General features: G+C 48.3%; 19 protein-coding genes. 10 read left to right on the forward strand and 9 right to left on the reverse strand.

The window, feature by feature from the left end:
- Nucleotides 1-30 precede the first annotated feature (30 nt).
- On the forward strand, nucleotides 31-873 hold the full coding sequence (locus K1I37_RS05550) for an aldo/keto reductase (RefSeq protein WP_021294836.1): 843 nt from the start codon (nucleotides 31-33) through the stop codon (nucleotides 871-873).
- Between the two features lie 116 nt (nucleotides 874-989).
- Here the strand turns inward: K1I37_RS05550 and K1I37_RS21790 are convergent, their stop codons facing one another.
- On the reverse strand, nucleotides 990-1,214 hold the full coding sequence (locus K1I37_RS21790; protein ID WP_152498701.1) for a LysR substrate-binding domain-containing protein: 225 nt from the start codon (nucleotides 1,212-1,214) through the stop codon (nucleotides 990-992).
- A gap of 99 nt (nucleotides 1,215-1,313) precedes the next feature.
- Here K1I37_RS21790 and K1I37_RS05555 point away from each other — a divergent pair, with 99 nt between their 5' ends.
- Together K1I37_RS05555 and K1I37_RS05560 are read left to right on the forward strand one after the other, a co-directional pair.
- Nucleotides 1,314-2,543 (forward strand): MFS transporter, encoded by a 1,230-nt coding sequence (locus K1I37_RS05555; RefSeq protein WP_021294835.1) that lies wholly within the window; start codon nucleotides 1,314-1,316, stop codon nucleotides 2,541-2,543.
- A 92-nt stretch (nucleotides 2,544-2,635) separates the two neighbouring features.
- Nucleotides 2,636-3,214 (forward strand): helix-turn-helix domain-containing protein, encoded by a 579-nt coding sequence (locus K1I37_RS05560; RefSeq protein ID WP_021294834.1) that lies wholly within the window; start codon nucleotides 2,636-2,638, stop codon nucleotides 3,212-3,214.
- 164 nt (nucleotides 3,215-3,378) lie between these two features.
- On the opposite strand, the gene K1I37_RS05565 is transcribed toward K1I37_RS05560, so the two are convergent.
- Nucleotides 3,379-3,981, reverse strand: coding sequence for a CGNR zinc finger domain-containing protein (locus K1I37_RS05565; protein WP_021294833.1), 603 nt, complete (start codon nucleotides 3,979-3,981; stop codon nucleotides 3,379-3,381).
- 116 nt (nucleotides 3,982-4,097) lie between these two features.
- On the opposite strand from K1I37_RS05565, the gene K1I37_RS05570 reads away from it, so the two are divergent.
- The 3 genes from K1I37_RS05570 to K1I37_RS05580 all read left to right on the forward strand — a co-directional run bounded on the left by K1I37_RS05570 (nucleotide 4,098) and on the right by K1I37_RS05580 (nucleotide 6,091).
- Complete coding sequence (locus K1I37_RS05570) at nucleotides 4,098-4,514, forward strand: nuclear transport factor 2 family protein (RefSeq protein WP_021294832.1); 417 nt, start codon at nucleotides 4,098-4,100, stop codon at nucleotides 4,512-4,514.
- Nucleotides 4,515-4,723: 209 nt separating this feature from the next.
- Complete coding sequence (locus K1I37_RS05575) at nucleotides 4,724-5,155, forward strand: RrF2 family transcriptional regulator (RefSeq protein WP_021294831.1); 432 nt, start codon at nucleotides 4,724-4,726, stop codon at nucleotides 5,153-5,155.
- A 69-nt stretch (nucleotides 5,156-5,224) separates the two neighbouring features.
- Nucleotides 5,225-6,091: an SDR family oxidoreductase gene (locus K1I37_RS05580; RefSeq protein WP_021294830.1), complete on the forward strand. Its 867-nt coding sequence runs from the start codon at nucleotides 5,225-5,227 to the stop codon at nucleotides 6,089-6,091.
- A 399-nt stretch (nucleotides 6,092-6,490) separates the two neighbouring features.
- Here the strand turns inward: K1I37_RS05580 and K1I37_RS05585 are convergent, their stop codons facing one another.
- From K1I37_RS05585 to K1I37_RS21795, 6 genes are read right to left on the reverse strand one after another with little or no spacing between them, the layout of a single operon-like run.
- Nucleotides 6,491-7,231, reverse strand: coding sequence for a hypothetical protein (locus tag K1I37_RS05585; RefSeq protein ID WP_021294829.1), 741 nt, complete (start codon nucleotides 7,229-7,231; stop codon nucleotides 6,491-6,493).
- Nucleotides 7,232-7,281: 50 nt separating this feature from the next.
- Nucleotides 7,282-7,884: a hypothetical protein gene (locus tag K1I37_RS05590; RefSeq protein WP_242215988.1), complete on the reverse strand. Its 603-nt coding sequence runs from the start codon at nucleotides 7,882-7,884 to the stop codon at nucleotides 7,282-7,284.
- A 38-nt stretch (nucleotides 7,885-7,922) separates the two neighbouring features.
- On the reverse strand, nucleotides 7,923-8,153 hold the full coding sequence (locus K1I37_RS05595) for a DUF5348 domain-containing protein (protein WP_031217800.1): 231 nt from the start codon (nucleotides 8,151-8,153) through the stop codon (nucleotides 7,923-7,925).
- The gene (locus K1I37_RS05600; RefSeq protein ID WP_021295037.1) at nucleotides 8,153-8,956 is read right to left on the reverse strand and encodes an ExeA family protein; all 804 of its coding nucleotides are present in this window, start codon (nucleotides 8,954-8,956) and stop codon (nucleotides 8,153-8,155) included. Before K1I37_RS05600 ends, K1I37_RS05595 begins: the two co-directional genes overlap by 1 nt.
- Nucleotides 8,949-10,301 (reverse strand): DDE-type integrase/transposase/recombinase, encoded by a 1,353-nt coding sequence (locus tag K1I37_RS05605; protein WP_242215919.1) that lies wholly within the window; start codon nucleotides 10,299-10,301, stop codon nucleotides 8,949-8,951. The genes K1I37_RS05600 and K1I37_RS05605 overlap by 8 nt, the downstream gene beginning before the upstream one ends.
- A gap of 14 nt (nucleotides 10,302-10,315) precedes the next feature.
- Nucleotides 10,316-10,861 (reverse strand): DUF6431 domain-containing protein, encoded by a 546-nt coding sequence (locus K1I37_RS21795; protein WP_081653889.1) that lies wholly within the window; start codon nucleotides 10,859-10,861, stop codon nucleotides 10,316-10,318.
- A gap of 1,215 nt (nucleotides 10,862-12,076) precedes the next feature.
- Here K1I37_RS21795 and K1I37_RS05610 point away from each other — a divergent pair.
- The gene (locus K1I37_RS05610; protein WP_021295111.1) at nucleotides 12,077-12,538 is read left to right on the forward strand and encodes a 2-keto-3-deoxygluconate permease; all 462 of its coding nucleotides are present in this window, start codon (nucleotides 12,077-12,079) and stop codon (nucleotides 12,536-12,538) included.
- Here K1I37_RS05610 and K1I37_RS05615 read toward each other — a convergent pair whose 3' ends face one another.
- Nucleotides 12,539-13,300 carry an exodeoxyribonuclease III gene (locus K1I37_RS05615; RefSeq protein ID WP_021295110.1) on the reverse strand — a complete coding sequence of 254 codons (762 nt, stop codon included), beginning with the start codon at nucleotides 13,298-13,300 and terminating at the stop codon, nucleotides 12,539-12,541. It abuts the gene before it with no gap.
- A 171-nt stretch (nucleotides 13,301-13,471) separates the two neighbouring features.
- On the opposite strand from K1I37_RS05615, the gene K1I37_RS05620 reads away from it, so the two are divergent.
- From K1I37_RS05620 to K1I37_RS05630, 3 genes are all read left to right on the forward strand, one after another.
- Nucleotides 13,472-14,875 carry a serine hydrolase domain-containing protein gene (locus K1I37_RS05620; RefSeq protein ID WP_021295109.1) on the forward strand — a complete coding sequence of 468 codons (1,404 nt, stop codon included), beginning with the start codon at nucleotides 13,472-13,474 and terminating at the stop codon, nucleotides 14,873-14,875.
- Nucleotides 14,876-15,051: 176 nt separating this feature from the next.
- Nucleotides 15,052-15,726, forward strand: coding sequence for a response regulator transcription factor (locus tag K1I37_RS05625; RefSeq protein WP_021295108.1), 675 nt, complete (start codon nucleotides 15,052-15,054; stop codon nucleotides 15,724-15,726).
- The gene (locus tag K1I37_RS05630) at nucleotides 15,727-16,878 is read left to right on the forward strand and encodes an ATP-binding protein (protein WP_021295107.1); all 1,152 of its coding nucleotides are present in this window, start codon (nucleotides 15,727-15,729) and stop codon (nucleotides 16,876-16,878) included.
- Nucleotides 16,879-16,920: the final 42 nt, after the last annotated feature.

The following is a 16,920-nucleotide window of genomic DNA, read 5'->3' on the forward strand; positions in this document are numbered from 1 at the left end:
TCTTAAATCTTATTGAAGGAGTGGTGTACCATGGAAAGATCCATTCCAGAAATCACGCTTCATGATGGGGTTACGTTACCGGTCGTCGGCTTAGGTACCGCTAAGTTGCGGGGCAATGCGGGTGTCAACGCGATAGTCAGTGCAATTGATGCAGGATACCGACTGCTCGATTCCGCGTACAATTATGAAAATGAAGGGACAGTAGGTGAAGCGGTCAGGCGCAGCTCGGTTCCACGAGAAGAATTGAGAATTACATCGAAGTTGCCTGGACGCTATCACACGTATGACCAAGCTGTGGTTGCAATTCAAGAATCGTTGTATCGTGCGAATTTAGATTATTATGATTTGTATCTGATCCATTGGCCAAATCCGAAGCAGAATCAATATGTCGAGGCATGGCAAGCGCTCATTGATGCGAAAAAATGGGGATTTATTCGCTCCATTGGCGTCTCAAATTTTTTGCCTGAACATATAGAGCGACTGGAGAAGGAAACAGGTGTCAGGCCGACGGTAAATCAGATAGAATTGCATCCATTCTTCAACCAGGAAGCACAAAGAAAGTGGCATGAAGCACACGATATCAAGACGCAATCTTGGAGCCCATTGGCCAGGGCAAATGACGTTCTTGAAAACGAAACTCTACAAAAAATCGCTCGCAAGCACGATAAAACGGTTTCCCAAGTGATTTTGCGTTGGCATTATCAACTTGGAGCCATCTCAATTCCGAGGTCCTCTTACCCTGGGCGGCAGCTTGAAAACATATCAATATTCGATTTTTCGCTGGACGATGCGGACATGAACGTGATTTCTGGGTTATCGAGACCTGATGGCAGGTTGAGAAATCAAGATCCGGCTGTCTATGAGGAATTCTAGATAAACAGGTAGAACCGCATCACAATGCCAAAGGGAGATCTAGAAAGGGCACCGTTTCTTTGACGGTGCCTATGTTGATTTTCACAACGGTGAAATCAAGCACACATTGTGCGACATCAAGTAAGGCTGTCCCCACGGAGATAATTCATTAACTGCGCTGCGCTGGGTGTAATATGACCTTTGGTTTTCGTGACGATAATGTAGCTTTGAACGGGCTGGTATCCCGTAGGAAATTGAAAGGTAAATAAGCGGCCATCTTGGAGTTCCTGTTGAATAGCGCTTAACGGTAGGAAGGCGATTCCGAGTCCTTGATACCCTTGAGGCTGCGGTGAACTATTCACCCTTTGGGCACACGGTAAGAACCCCGCTTCGTTTCCATCCCATCCGCTGAAATGTTACTGTTATAGTTACATAATACGTCACAGCGAAGAGGAATGTTTATGATTGAAGAACGTCGTTCCGGGACTTCCTGGAAATCTATACTGCGGATTATGGCCGCCGTTCAGTTTTGTATGTCGATTGCTTTCTCCAGTTCGAACCCCTTTATGGCGCTTTACGTCGAGCAATTGGGTGTTCACAACCCTCGATACGTCGACATCCTGACAGGTATCATTCAAGGGATGACGCCCTTGATGGCCGCCATCATGTCACCATTTTGGGGTTCATTGTCTGATAGAAGCGGCCGCAAAATGATGGTGTTGCGGTCTACCATCGCTATCGGGATTTTTACCGGCATTCTCGGGTTGGCTCAGAGCACTTGGCAACTTATGATTATCCGAGGGTTCCAAGGAGCTTTCAGCGGATTTTCAGCGGCGTCTATCGCACTGGTCGCGAGCGTGATTCCCCAAGACAGGTTAGGATTTTCGCTGGGGTGGATTCAGACCTCCAGTATGGTGGGGACGCTCGTTGGACCGTTGTTGGGCGGCGTGGCTGCGGACTATTTCAAAAACTATCATATGGTCTTCTTTCTCACGACGATTTTCGCATTCATCGCTTTTACGATCACACTGCTATTTGTCCAAGAACCTAAGGGTAAACTTGCGCCGACGAGGAAAAAGCCGTCCTTAGTTGGTCAGTTTAGGGCAATCAAAGAGTTGAAGATGGTTCGCCCGATGTTCATTGTGTTGTTTTTGACGCAGTTTACGGTCATGAGTGTACAGCCTGTCCTTTCGGTATTTATGAAACAGTTGGCAGGGAATGTTGGATATTTGAATACCATAGCGGGCTTTGCATTTGCGGTGACTGGACTCGCTGACTTGATTGCATCTCCGTTCCTTGGCAAACGAAGCGATAAAATCGGCTATCGTCGAGTGTTGACCATTTGTATGACGGGGGCGGGGCTATTTTATCTGCCTCAGGCGTTGTCTCCAAACATTTGGGTGTTTATCGCGTCAAGGTTTGGTCTTGGCATGTTCATTGGGGGTATTTTGCCAACGGCCAATGCGTTGATTGGGCGAATGGCTCCGAGTGATAAGCGCGGACAAATTTATGGATTCACGTCCAGCGCGACGTTTTTGGGCAGTTTTGCTGGGCCACTTCTCGGTGGTGTCGGATCAGCGGCCTTTGGCATTCGCACCATGCTCGGTGTGGCGGGTGCACTATATATCTGTAATATGCTTTGGGTGAGATGGAAAGTTCGAGAACCTGGCAGTGTCGAACAACAATCGTAAGAGGGGATGAAAGGTAAACTAAACTATACTATACATTCGTGTTATTATATTGTATATCGTTGCGATTTCATTATTCTCAAAGGAGTTTTTTTATGCATGAGACATCCAACGATGAAGCGAAGCGGTTAGCGGAACGCGTTGGAGTTCGACTGCGACACATTCGTCGCGAGCACAATTTGAGTTTGGATGAATTGGCAGAGAAAACAGGGGTGAGTAAACTCACCTTGGGGAAAATCGAGCGCGGCGAAGCAAATCCAACACTTGCGATGATGTGGAAGATTACACGAGGTTTGTCTGTACCGCTGACAGCGTTGTTGACGATGGAGGAACAGGTGGACATCTCGCGTTCAGGTGAAGGATTTCAATTGGTGGGTGGCGACGGCAACTGGGTTATTGAGCCCATGTTTACGATGTCGACCTACGGAACGACCGAGCTTAGCCGAGCGTTTCTGGAGCCGCACAGCCAATTTACAGAACGGCATCATGCGGGTTCTATTGAAATTGCTACGGTTATGTCCGGAAGCCTCAGCATTTTGGTCGAAGGGACCGAGCACGTGTTAAAACCCTTTGACTCAATTCGGTTTCACGCAGACTGTGAGCACACCTATCTCAATTCGAGTGACACGCCTGTTGTGCTCCATTTGATGTTGACCTACCGCAACCCGGATTGAGGGATCGGTTCTCACCTACACGAGGTCATCTTCATACCTACGGATGCAAAATTCAAGAGACGAGCGGCGTATCAAGAGATACGCCCGCTTGTATGCTGAAGCGGCTTGTCCCGCGCGTTTGTGACGGATGGTGCTGTCGTGATCTAGGATGACGGGCGTAGCACTTATGCGTCAATATCCATATTCTGATTGGGTGATTTCTTGCGCTTGTGTTCGTGACGCGCCACTTTTGCCCGGTTGCCACAGATTTTCATCGAGCACCATTTCCTTTTTCCACTTGCATCGAGGAACAACAACACGCAATCTGGATTTGCGCATCGACGGAGTGTTAGAAGTGCGCCTGAGGCGAGTAACTGCAGAACGTCAAGTGCGACCAGCGACGCGATGGCGGCATCAGGAGTCCCCACAGGAATTGCTACTAAGTTATCTTCGTTGAGTTGATACGAAAGCGGTGCGCTTGCTACGAGTCTCTCCATCGTATGGACAAAATCGGATTCCGGTGAAATCCCCTCTGTGATACGGAGGAACGCGTTTCGCAAGGAAGCCCGCAATTCACGCAGGTTTCGCAGAACTTCTGGTGTATCATATGTGCTTGGCACGGATAACGGATGTAAGCTCCCCGATTGTTTCATTTCTTCAATCCATCGATCGAGATCCGCTACATTGACCAATAAATCATGTTTTGTACCTCGTCGGACAAGTTCTGTATTCACAAGGTCTAAGCTAAGGTGTCCCGAAATCAGCGGGAAACTTTCGAGCTGTCCCATTTGCATGCCCCCATCACTTAACTAACCTTATTATAAACCATTGACAAGTTAGTTATATAGATGTACTGTACTAACCGTAAACATAATTGATAAAAGGTTAGTTAGGAGATGCGTATATGAACCCGTCAAGCATCAAACCCCCATTTACCGCAGAAACGGCACAAGCTAAAGTAAAAGCTGCTGAAAATGCATGGAATACGCGGAACCCCGAAACGGTCGCACTCGCTTATACAGAGGACTCAGAGTGGCGGAATCGCTCGGAGTTTTTTAAGGGGCGAGATGCTATCAGAGCGTTTTTGGATCGCAAATGGGCGCGAGAATTGGACTACCATTTGATGAAAGAATTGTGGTCTTATACGGATAATCGTATCTCTGTACGCTTCGAATACGAATGGCGGGATGCACAGACTGGGCAGTGGATGCGGACGCATGGAAATGAACATTGGGAGTTTAATGAGGATGGACTGATGCGACGCAGGGACATGAGTGCCAATGATTACCCCATTGATGAGTCAGAACGGCGCTACGTCTAAACTGGTTGAGCGGTTGATTTGAGCAACTTCACTGTGGCGGTACATGGCGAGTACCGCCACAGCATAGCGTATATACATCGGCTGGGTGCCCTGTAGGACATCCTAGAAATCATGTGAGTGCGCTACATACCTTCAGATGGATTTCCCGTAGTATGTTGACAAACTGAAACTGAATTGATTACAGTATGGGTGTCGGGAGGCGAAGTGAAGTGGCGGCGAGTGGTTGGTTTTCCATGTCGGTTCATGCATTGGCCCTGCTTGCTCAAAATCGGGATGGTTATTCGAGCAGTTTTATTGCATCCAGTGTGAATACCCATGCTGTTTTCCTCCGACGTGTTTTGAAACGCCTGGTAGAAGTAGGTTTCATTGAAACTCGGGAGGGGCGTGATGGGGGATATCGGCTGACAAAACCGCCTGAAGACATTCGACTGTCGGAAGTTTACAAAGCCCTGGAAATGGATAGGGCGTTGGCACCTAGTCCGGCAACACCCAATCCCATGTGTCCTGTGGGTTCGGGGATGCCAACCGTATTTGATGCGATTGCGCTAGAAGTCGAGCAGGCCATCCTTGAAACGTTGCGCCGCTACACGGTTGCGGATGTTGCAGAGGGTGCTGTTTCTGCAGGCATTCTGTCCAAGTAACATTTTTTTGCTCTAAACTGAAACTGAATTGGTTTCATTAAAAGGCGAGAACACTGGGAGGAATCGATGATGAAAATGTTGGTGACAGGCGCTACGGGCAAACTGGGCAGCATGGTTGTCGAGACGTTGCTGAAGACTGTACCTGCGACGGAATTGGCCGTCAGTGTTCGAGATGTAAAGAAGGCGGAAAGTTTGCGAGCCCGGGGTGTGGAGGTTCGGCATGGGGATTTCGATCACCCTGAAACCCTCATTTCTGCTTTTGCTGGTGTTGATAGATTATTAATCATCTCTGCGGATGGGGATAACGAGACCCGAATTCGCCAGCACACGGATGCGGTCGCTGCGGCGGCGGAGGCGAAAGTCGGATTTATCGCTTATACCAGTTTGGTGAATGCTCAGGAGAGCAAAATGTTCTTGTCTCCGCCGCACCGTGCTACAGAAGAGGCCATCTTGAAGACAGGTATCCCGTATTCCTTCCTAAGAAATAACTGGTATGTAGAAAATGAACTTTCCAGTATTCAAGGTGTTATGGCAGGTGCGCCGTGGGTGACTTCAGCGGGTTCTGGAAAAGTAGGGTGGGCCGCAAGACGGGACTATGCGGAAGCAGCAGCATCTGTATTGTCTGGGACTGGGCATGAAAATACGATTTACGAACTTTCTGGTCAGCTTCTCACGCAGGAGGAACTGGCAGCTGTGGTCGGTGAGGTATTAGGCAAAGAGGTGCCTGTGCAGCAGGTCGATGACGCGACGTATGCAGATATCATGAAGCAAGCCGGCGTGCCGGATTTTGTCATTCCTATGCTTGTAAGTATCCAACAGGGGATTCGAGAAGGCGCGTTGGAAGTCGAAAGTAACGATTTTTACAAGCTGCTTGGGCGTGAAACGACGCCGATTCGTCAAGTCATTCGCCAAATGATAGACGATACCTCCAAATAAAGAGTCGAAGTGAAATCGTTTGTGATGTGCCCTTCCTTCGATGTGAGCAGCACCAACGATTCATTTAGGTGTGGGTGCGAACTGAACGGTAGCTTTCAGGTTTATAGAGAAACGAGCATCGGATAGATGAGATGCTCGTTTCTTTGTTTGGTCGTCGTTTCTTACATGGACTTACTTTTCTCCACTGAATCGAGTGGAAATGTTGCGTGAGATTAAAGTGGAATGTTCAACTCGCCACCACAGATGTTAATAGACTCCCTGAACAGTTCGTAGGCTGTATCTTCCGTTCACAAAAAACCCCCCGAGGGGGGAGTTTACGCGAGGATATGTGCTTAAAATGTGCTGTACTGTAGTCGTATCTATTTGTCTAAGAGGTGAAGTCAAATTCCATGATTAAAATCATGATTCATAAAAGTTCAATCCCTTCGTATTAACCAACTTTAATAAAGCTGAGTCAGAGATATTGCCACCGATCCAAATTAATTTGTTTCCTGCTGGGTAAAACAGCTCTGACGCATGCCCAAAGGTACTTAGGGTAGCTGTATTCCCGGAGTGTAAAATCACTTTTTTCCCTGCTGGCAAGATTCCGCTTTTAGATAATTTAATATTACCCATAGTTAAAAATGTATTCTTATCATAAAATGAATACAAGGTTCCGATACCGTTTATGACCAGTTTCGACCCGATTAATTGGGTATACGGATCCGGTAATCCACTTGATCCTTTCGGTTTAAATACAGGCGCTGCTACTACACCAGAAATTGACCAAACTCCATTTATGCTATGAACGTAACACAGATAATAGTAGCAACTTGTGACACCAGGGACCTGTACAGCAATTACACCATTATTTCCAATGATAAGTTCATATGGAATAGGAGCATTTCGTGCATAAACCGTTTGGTCATTCGATAACTTCCACGACAGAGCATAGCGCACTACATTCTCAGCTGTACGAGATTGCTTAGAGTTGACTTGATTATTGGTTGCGGATACAACAGTCACGCTCTTTTGCTGTGTACTAGTGGTGGTCGAGGCCCCAGCCTGATTCCCTACAACGTTACCGTCCGAACATCCACTCAAAACAGCCATAGAAAGGATGAGGGAGGCAAATATCGATCTAGTAGCTGTTGATGTCATTATAGTAACCTCCCAGAATCTTGAATTATAAAGTGATAATTACCTTTTTGTTAGGGATTAGAAGGAGCGCTTGCTGCGGTGTGACTTTGATATTCTTGTGACCTTGGGCTGTAAACCGTAATCCAGTCATCACTTGTAATTTCTCCATACTGATTTTGGTATGCGTAATCACCATACCATTCATCTCTATAATATCCATAATCAAACCATCCGTAGTGCTTCGCAGGTACATTAACCGTTACCTGATATTGCCATGATTCAGAAAGAGATGTATCCGCATTAAATCCTACTGCCGCATTAATAGGGCCCCATCCTGCACTTAATGAACCAGATGCGGATGCGCTGACGCTAAATGTTGAGGTTTTGGTAAAGTTATAGGGGGAGGTAGATGATGAACCATTGTAATACACTGGACTGTGAGCCTGTTCGACAAATTTGTTGTTTTCCTCAGTTGTAACGTCTTGGAACACATAACCGGCCTGTCCAATTATGACGTTCGGTGATTCAGAAATTTGGGGAGTCGGAGTTGTTTCTGCAAATACTGTTCCCGTTAAACCGGATAGTGTTGTGTTACTGACATAGCATAACGTCCGAAAACTGACGGTGTAAGTTGACCGAGAACTGACGGATTCGCTGTCCAAGAACGCTTGCAAAAATGGGAAGGAAGTTTCCTCCCCTCCCGACAGTGTTTCTAAAGGTCGACGCTAACCAAATATCGCCGATTTTCTAAGAGTCCAAACGCGACGTCGCCGCTGATGATGTACCAAGATGTTCGTCCAAGCTCTAGCCGTCCACTAAGCGTTGTGCGTTCAATGTGAAATTGCACAATCTCCCCGCAGTGCAAACTGTACCACTCATTTTTGCCCTCAACCACCCAACGCGACAACTCTGGATCGTAGAACATCTGTAATCTCCGTGCCATCATGAGCATTCACCTTGAATGACGCGCTCGACCATGTGGTCGTCGATGATCCGTTGCCGATTTTGAGCCCCATACATGAGACAGTGCGTACAGAGTTTGTTGACCAGTCGTGGAGCTCCACCCGAGAAACGATAGATTTCATCGACAGCCTTATCCGAGAAAATAGATTGCTGTCCAGCTACCGCGTAGGCTAGATGACGTTCAATGTATGCCCCGATTTCAGCGCGGTCGTAGTGATGCAACTTACACTGTAGATCAATGCGTTGCCGAATGGCGGCGTAAGCCTGTAAGTTGAGCCGTTCCCAGAGCTCACTCTGTCCGACGAGAATTAGCGCCATAGGACTTTGCGCATCCATTTTAAAATTCAAAAGAAATCTTACTTCCTCGAGCATCTCCCGATCTAGCAAATGTGCTTCGTCTACGACCACAACTGGACTGAGGCTATGTATCCCACGCATCAGCTCAATCTCACGATGCAATTGACGTTTCGCGTCGCCGCGATAAAACTTAGCCTCGCAACCGAGTTGCTCGAGCATCCCCTTGTAAAAATGTCGTGGGGTCAGCTTAGAATCCGACAGGTACAGAATTTTGAACTTCGACTGTTCCAGCGCCTCCGAGAAACGACGGATGGTTGTGGTTTTTCCGGTTCCACAATCTCCAGTCACCACTGCGAACCACTGACGCTCCGCAGCATACTTCAGCCGACCGAGAATGTCCTCCAGTGTAGATGACATGTAGAGTTCATCTGTTGGAATATCTCGTGAGAAGGGCGTGTGAGTAAAGCCGTAGAACGATTCAAACACGACCATTCTCCTCCTTCCAGACCGCGTCATAGCGGACTGCAGGCGTGATACGCTCAATCCGATCCTGATGCTTCTTCTCGGCTGCATCCAACAGACGAGATGTGTCAACGTTTTGGTTCTCGAACCGCTCTGGCAGTTTAGGTCTTTGCCCAGCCCGTTCACCAATCACCAGTTCTCCCACAGTCCAAGGCTGGTGACCCGCGTATTCGATGGTGAGTTCCGTGATATCTGCAGGGTCGTATATGACATTCACCTTACAACCGATGAATGACAGACCCACTTCATACTTCTTACCCATGAAGTTGATACAACCGGACTTGTCCACTTTTCGAGTTTCGGCATGCAAAAAGGCATCCGCGATGCTCTCTGGTGAGATGAAACGAATGGCTTTATGGTCGCTACGATAGGCAGTCTCGGGGCTCATCTGATTCTGAAGTGCGGAGTGAGGTTGGTTCTGATAACATTCACTTAACCAGACCTCAAATTGTTGATTCAATTGTTCCAATGTCTTAGGTTTCGCCGCAGCGATTTCGTCCAGAAACGAGTCGACGATACGATTAAACCGCTCTATTTTTCCCTTCGACTCCGGCGCATAGGGTTTCGCGTAAAGCAGCCGTGTCCCGAGCTTTGAACAGGTTCGAGTCATCCATTTGGTTCTGAATTGTTTGCCGTTGTCAAAGTAGATAGCCTCTGGTATACCGTGCTTTTGTACAGCTTGGCGAAAGCAGTCTTCCACAATGGTTTGGTCCAGCGTGGGGTAAAACCTCCCGTGGAGAACAAAACGAGTTGCGTCATCCAACATAACCACGAGATAGACCTGTTGCTTTGAACCATTCGTTCCAATGGGGAGATAAGGGCCAAACTTGATGTCCGATTGCCACAACTGATTGCGGTGACGGCGCTGAAACCTACGCGCTGCCACACCGGTTTCAGCATACATTCGCATGTGTCCGGCACTATATCCTCGACGAGCAAGTTTCTCTTGAAGAGTTGTTCTCCGAATTTCCCCAGGTGCCACTTTTCCTTCCCATTCGAGAATACGAATGATCTGCGAGACGCTTCGAGAAGGAACCTCTCTGCGCAACAAAATGGCCTCTTCCAGAATCTCATCCGGGATCACCTGAGCTCGACGGCTAGATTTTGACCTCGGTTTGAGTCCCTCAAAACCTTGTTCACGAAATGTAGCTAAATAGCGGCGCAATGTTCGTTCCGATAACCCGGTCTGTGCACAGATCTCTGCCTTGCGTCTGCGAAGTTGCGCTGAATCCAGTCCATCTTCCAAAAGTGGAGACAGCAACTGAACACGATACACGGCCACATCCTCCGCTTTTTTCCAATCTTTCATGGCTAACCTCTCCTTCAAGTGGGGTTAGCCTGAATAGTAGACAGAGAAGAAGCGGACACAAAGGCAGAACGGGTATGTGTCCACAAATGTAGATTTGCAATAGGGCGGACAGCACGGGCCATCCACCCGACGGCGTCGCCGACCAAATGTCCAATTCGATGGAGTGAGGATTGTGTTGGATAGGACGGTTCCAACACACGGCCGTGACGGTTTGCAATAGCAACCAGACAACCGGTAGCATACGAAGACCATGTCTCGAACCATTGACGGACACGGCGGATGGTGGATTCGTCCGCCCCCACTGAAGGGGATGATTCGGTAATGATCTGCTCTATACTTTCTCGGTCATAGCGCTTGTAGGGCACAAGAATATCTGGGAGTTCGTGGTGGATACGATGACACTCCGTGCAACGAAGGCGCCGAATGATAAGGGTGAGTTGGTCACCGTTACTCTGCGTATAACGTCTACGTCGGCTTCCGCATACAACAAGTTGGCCCTGACAGCAAGGACACGGGATGCATTCCTCACTCCGAACAAAAAACTCGGGTGGACTGCTCAACGAGCTGATAATCTGATAGAATTACCATACGAGTTGGGGACGTTTCCTGTTGCACTGTTCGGGCGGTGCAACGCAAAAGGAGACGTCCTTTTCCATTCCTAGGATAAGGACATGATATACGTCAACTCCTGGACAGGCAATTCAGTCAACTTTCGGCCATTATGGATTGGCCAAAACAGTGTTGTCAAAAATGCTGATCCCGCAACTGCTGTTGATAGAAGAGTTTTTTTCTCAACATTATCACTCTTTTCGTTTTTTGATTTTTCATACCACAATACTATATATACCATATAATTATATATATTACCATATGAATTAAGATTAGGAAAAGGTGCGCAATGGTCGCTTGGCTTTGTATATTTCTAAGGTATTGGAGGACAATCGGTCATATCGTCGAGATATCTTGATGAGCTAAGGGTGGCAAAAAAGCGTAATTACCACCAGTGGATTGAATTACTAAGTACACGACTAAGTACATTAGACCACGTCTCCCTTCGTCAGTATGTACAAGTTCAAATTGTAATTCTCCATCGTCTTGATGAACAATGTTGGTTTGTGGCGCTAAGTGACTTTGTAAGATTAGTCATACATTGGTCGAAATCCTGGCTTGCGGTGTCCTTTACGCGGCCATGCCTTGAATCTGTACACGTTCGACAGGTCAACTTTTTATGCGCCCTTCGGATATGACCTTCAAACCGATATATGTGGGCGCAATACAAGACAGTGATAAGACACGATTCAAGTCTGCGAAACGGATATGTTGTAGAATTCAAGACATTGGAATTGGTGCAGGAATTTAATGTCCTTGAAAGAATGTTGCTGCTTCCGACCGCACATTTGGCACCGTGATATACGGTAAAATACAATAGTGTGAAGTTATACCGAGTATCATAAAGCCTTGTCTTCGGAAGCTTAATCCTGGACCAACACGGATGAAACGTACTGTGCTATGGACATTGCCGTTGACCTTATGATGAAAGTTTACTATGAAAGGGGCAACAGGGAAATCGCTACTAAAATTCCGTGGTTTGGATGGAGTTGTCAAGCCATATATTGAGGTTTTTGATTGGAAATAGACCAATAGATTGTGTAAAAGAGGTACGTATGGGCCGAAGAATCTCACATGGGTAATGTAGAAATTGGAGTACGATCATCTTGGGATGAACATGACCTTCAATTACCATCCATAGAAAGGAGTGTTTTTCAGTTGCTTCGATGAGAATCTGCATCGTTCTATCCTTAGTTCCTGGGCTTTTGCTCTCTGGACTCCCGATTGTGATTCCGTTTATCGGATTTACGATTGGTGCTGGCATAGACCTGGGCAGTATCTTTACTGCAGGTCTCAATGGCATCATCTTAGCGCTGTTTGTCGTGGTCATCGGCGCTGGCTTCACTTTTCTGGCGGATAAGTATGTTCTTCGACGTCCAGGGTACGCAGGGGCGGCGTTGGCCAGTTCGTCTGGGAACTCGATTGCCAACCCCGCCGTGATTGCGAGTATTGATGCGACCTATAAACCGTTTGTTCAGACTGCAACTGCCGAAATCGCTTCGGCAGTCGTACTGACGGCCATATTTGTCCCATTTATCACAGCTTTTGTCGCCCGCAAATTTGGAAGTGGGCGAAATGATGGGGAGCATTTGCCCACGATTGCGGAAGACGCAGAAGTGACAAGATAGTTACGTAAGATCCGCTAGTTCCAATACGACAGGGCAGTGATCGCTACCGAAAATATGAGAATCGATTCGCGCGTCGACGATGAAGGGGCGCAATCTTGACGACACGAGAAAATAGTCGATTCGCCATCCGACATTTCGCTCTCTCACCCTTGGCATATTTGACCACCAGGAGTAAGCATCCGTTTTGTCTGGATAAAGATATCTAAAGGAGTCTGTAAAGCCGGCGTCGAGGAGCATGGTCATTTTCTCCCGCTCTTCTTCTGTGAAACCGGAGTTACCGCGATTCCCCTTGGCGTTTTTTAGGTCAATCTCCTGGTGGGCTACGTTTAAATCTCCGCAAATGACGACAGGTTTGTGCGCATCCAGTTGCAACAGGTAGTTTCGGAACCGATCTTCCCATTCCAGGCGATATTCGAGTCTTGATAAGTCCCGTTTGGCATTGGGGGTGTATACCGTTACGAGATAGAAAGCATCGAACTCCAGTGTAATGATGCGCCCCTCTGGCTCTGTGTTTTCTTCGAGCCCATAGCGTACCGAAAGTGGCTCTGTCTTCGTGAATACGGCTGTTCCGGAATACCCCTTCTTGAGCGCGTAGTTCCAATACTGGTGATATCCTTCTCCGAGATCCAGTTGAATTTGCCCTTCCTGCAATTTTGTTTCCTGAACGCAAAAGATATCTGCTTGTGTCTCGTTGAAGTACTCATAAAATCCCTTATTGACACAGGATCGTAACCCGTTGACATTCCATGATACGAATTTCACGATACGAACTCCTTATCATTGACAAGATGTATAGACCCACTTTAGCACAAATCGGATGACTCGACGGATGGTGGCCTCGTCCTTCCATACTTCCAATTGTGTTAATGTAGAAATATTATCGATTCGGGTTGTCGAAGATTTCGGTATCCGCCCGGTTAAGGAGGTTCATCTATGAATAGAGACGCGCTTGAACACGCGATTCGTTATATTCAATTGTGGCTTGCTGAACGTTATGAGGAAGAAGACGTGCCTGGGTTTGTCGCTGCTGTGGCGTATAAAGGCGAAATGCTGATGAATGAGGCGTATGGATATGCGGATGTGGAGCGTGGAATTCCGATGAGACCTGACCATTTATTTCGCATCGCCTCTCACTCCAAAACGTTTACGGCGACCGCCATCATGCAGTTGGCTGAAGAGGGGCGCCTTCGCATTGATGACCGCGTGGTGGAGTATATTCCATGGTTGCGAGATCATGAGGATAGCCGCTGGGGCAATGTGACGTTACGACAGCTTTTGTCCCACGGAGCCGGGGTGATTCGCGATGGCTTGGACAGCGAGTACTGGAATATTGAACGCCCATTTCCGGACACCGACCAGTTCATCCGCGAGATGACAGAGACCGGGCTCGTTTATGACAACAACACGCAATTGAAATACACGAACTATGGCTATACCCTTTTGGGATTGGTGATTGAAGCAGTATCTGGGCAGCCGTATAACGAGTTTGTTCTCGAACGCATCGTTCGCCCATTAGGCCTCGCGCATACATTTCCCGAATATCGCCCCGAATTAAATCAGCCTGCGCCTGAGGAGTTGGTGACGGGGTATACGCGGCGGGAACCCAAGAAGCGCTTGCCTATCGCGCATGTCAGTACGAAGGCGATGTCGCCCGCCACTGGATTTTGTTCCACCGCAGAGGATTTGTGTACGTATTTCACTGCTCAGATGGTGGGCTCTGGAAAGCTGTTGAGCGATGAATCGAAAAAGGAGATGCAGCGGCCGGCGTGGCCAATGCTGATGCCGGGCGGGCCACGTGACACGGAATACGGCCTGGGTTTTGTTTTACATCGGTATGGGGAGCGGCAGACTTTTGGGCACAGTGGCGGTTTTCCTGGATGCATTACGGATACGATGGTAGATCCGAAGGCGGGACTGGTCGTGACAGCATTGACCAATGCCATTGATGGACCTGCTGGGTGGATTGTGGCTGGTATCTATCGCATTATCAGCTTCTTTGAGGAGCATGATGAAACCACACCGGCGCAGATTTGGTCGATGTTCGAGGGATCATATGCCAATCTCTGGGGGCGCATCAGAATTGTTGCCACTGGCGATGGTTTGAGGACCATCCATGGATACGGGTGGGATCCGCTGTTGATGGTGGAAAAGCTCGCCTGGGTGGAAGACGAGATGTTCAAGATTGCTGAGACCAGCAGCGGTGCACCGGGTGGAGAATTGGTACATTTTCATACGGAGCAAGGGCGCGTGGAATCTACCCGGTACGGTGGGGCGATTTACTGGCCGCGGGCGGTTTGGCGCGAGAAAATGGCGGAGCAGACACGGGTGAGCTTCTAGCGTTTGAACTCGGGCAATCCATGTGTGCATCGCATCTTCGGGTATCGTGTCACCGGATACGCAGTCGGGTCTCCTTCATATTTTGTTCACACAATGTCGATATAATCTGGTTTGGTCGAATGAGATCGATTTGCTCGATGTTCCATCAACGCGAAGGAAGGGGACTCAAGCGTAACTTGGCGACAATTTTGGTAGTTGACGACGATGCGCACATTCGGGAATTGGTAGGCTTGCATTTGCAACGAGACGGGTTTGACATTGTTGAGGCAACGGATGGTCAGCAGGCACTGTCCCTACTGGAGACGACGAAAGTCGATTTGGTGGTCTTGGATATCATGATGCCCAATATCGATGGTTGGGCGCTGTGTCGGGCGATTCGTGAGGACTCTTCAATCCCCGTTTTAATGTTGACCGCACTGGGTGAAACACAGCAAAAGGTGAAGGGCCTGCAGTTAGGTGCTGATGATTACCTGGTAAAACCTTTCGATCCGGCAGAACTTGTCGCCCGGGTACATGCACTGCTCAGGCGCTACCGGATTAGCACAGAACATGTGGTCGAAGCCGGGGAGTTGCGATTAGATGGTACAACAAGGGATGTTGTATTTCGAGGGCAACACCTCGTGCTGCCGCCGAAGGAATTCGAACTGCTGTTTAAATTGGCGAGTTACCCAGGCCGGACACTTTCGCGGGATCAACTAATTGAAGACATTTGGGGCTATGATTTTGATGGCGATGAACGAACGGTCGATGTGCACATCAAACGATTGCGCGATAAGTTCCCCGAAGATGAATGTTCATTCAAAATCAGAACCGTTCGCGGGCTCGGATACCGTTTTGAGGTTGATGAATAAATGCGAAGACGAGATAACCAACGAACAGACGAGCGACGACGGCAGCGGCTTCGACAGGACAGGCAAGCGAACGAACTGCAGGCGAATCAGGCCACGACCCACAGCGTTCGTAATACCTGGCGCATTGTACTTCGTGTCCTTCTGATATGGGTCGTTGTGTTTGTCGTCTTTTCGCTCGCCTACTGGATTACCAACTGGTTTTATCACTGGCTAGGGAAAGAACCTGGTTCTTACTGGACGCACATGACAACGGTGGGGGTCGCCATCGCGTTGATCCTTTTGACAGGATTTATCATGGCGCGCTTTGCGGCCCCTCGACAACAAGCGTTTTGGCAGTCTCTGATAGACGCCATTCGTCAGATGGCGAAAGGGAACTTTAATGTTCGTATTGACGTCGGCCAGATGGGGGGACCAGGGGAGTTTCACCAACTGGTCAACAGCTTGAACAATATGGCGCAGGAACTTGCGCAGGTGGAACAGATGCGCCAGGAGTTCATCTCCAACGTTTCGCATGAAATTCAATCGCCGCTCACGGCGATTTTAGGTTTTGTCGAGGCGCTGAAAAGTGAAGAAATCACGCCGGAAAATCGACAACACTACTTGAATGTGATTGAGACAGAGAGCAAGCGGATGTCGAGACTTAGTGAAAACCTTCTAAAATTGACCTCGCTCGAATCGGGCGCCCATCCTTTTCATTCAGAGTCTTTTCGTTTAGATAGACAAATTCGCGACGTCGTGTTGACACTGGAACCATTGTGGCTGAAAAAGGGCATTGAAATTGAACTATCCCTTGAGACGACAAACGTATTCGCGGATAAAGATCTCCTCAATCAGGTTTGGATGAACCTATTGACCAATGCCATCAAGTTCACAGAGCGGGGCGGCGCCATCTTCATTTCGCTCGGCCCTGAAGAGGGGTGGACGACAGTGCGCGTGAGAGACACTGGCATGGGGATTCGAGAGGAAGATCAGCAACGCGTCTTTGAACGATTTTATAAGGCGGATAAAGCGCGTCAGAGAACGGAATCTGGAAGCGGACTCGGACTCACGATTGTGAAGAAAATCATTGATTTGCACCAGGGTGAGATTCGTGTTGAAAGCCAGTACGGTTCGGGTACGACGTTCATCGTTCGGCTGCCACACCCTGTTTAATGCGGCTGCGCCTCATTCATATTTTGTTCATACACGTGCGCT

The sequence above is a fragment of the Alicyclobacillus acidoterrestris genome, from assembly GCF_022674245.1.
Classification (GTDB): domain Bacteria; phylum Bacillota; class Bacilli; order Alicyclobacillales; family Alicyclobacillaceae; genus Alicyclobacillus; species Alicyclobacillus acidoterrestris.

Bases quoted from the DNA above. Each gene is read 5' to 3' on its own strand.
- K1I37_RS05550 (WP_021294836.1), top strand. From the start codon at position 31: ATGGAAAGATCCATTCCAGAAATCACGCTTCATGATGGGGTTACGTTA.
- K1I37_RS05555 (WP_021294835.1), top strand. From the start codon at position 1,314: ATGATTGAAGAACGTCGTTCCGGGACTTCCTGGAAATCTATACTGCGG.
- K1I37_RS05560 (WP_021294834.1), top strand. From the start codon at position 2,636: ATGCATGAGACATCCAACGATGAAGCGAAGCGGTTAGCGGAACGCGTT.
- K1I37_RS05565 (WP_021294833.1), bottom strand. From the start codon at position 3,981: ATGGGACAGCTCGAAAGTTTCCCGCTGATTTCGGGACACCTTAGCTTA.
- K1I37_RS05570 (WP_021294832.1), top strand. From the start codon at position 4,098: ATGAACCCGTCAAGCATCAAACCCCCATTTACCGCAGAAACGGCACAA.
- K1I37_RS05580 (WP_021294830.1), top strand. From the start codon at position 5,225: ATGAAAATGTTGGTGACAGGCGCTACGGGCAAACTGGGCAGCATGGTT.
- K1I37_RS05585 (WP_021294829.1), bottom strand. From the start codon at position 7,231: ATGACATCAACAGCTACTAGATCGATATTTGCCTCCCTCATCCTTTCT.
- K1I37_RS05595 (WP_031217800.1), bottom strand. From the start codon at position 8,153: ATGGCACGGAGATTACAGATGTTCTACGATCCAGAGTTGTCGCGTTGG.
- K1I37_RS05605 (WP_242215919.1), bottom strand. From the start codon at position 10,301: ATGAAAGATTGGAAAAAAGCGGAGGATGTGGCCGTGTATCGTGTTCAG.
- K1I37_RS05610 (WP_021295111.1), top strand. From the start codon at position 12,077: ATGAGAATCTGCATCGTTCTATCCTTAGTTCCTGGGCTTTTGCTCTCT.
- K1I37_RS05620 (WP_021295109.1), top strand. From the start codon at position 13,472: ATGAATAGAGACGCGCTTGAACACGCGATTCGTTATATTCAATTGTGG.
- K1I37_RS05630 (WP_021295107.1), top strand. From the start codon at position 15,727: ATGCGAAGACGAGATAACCAACGAACAGACGAGCGACGACGGCAGCGG.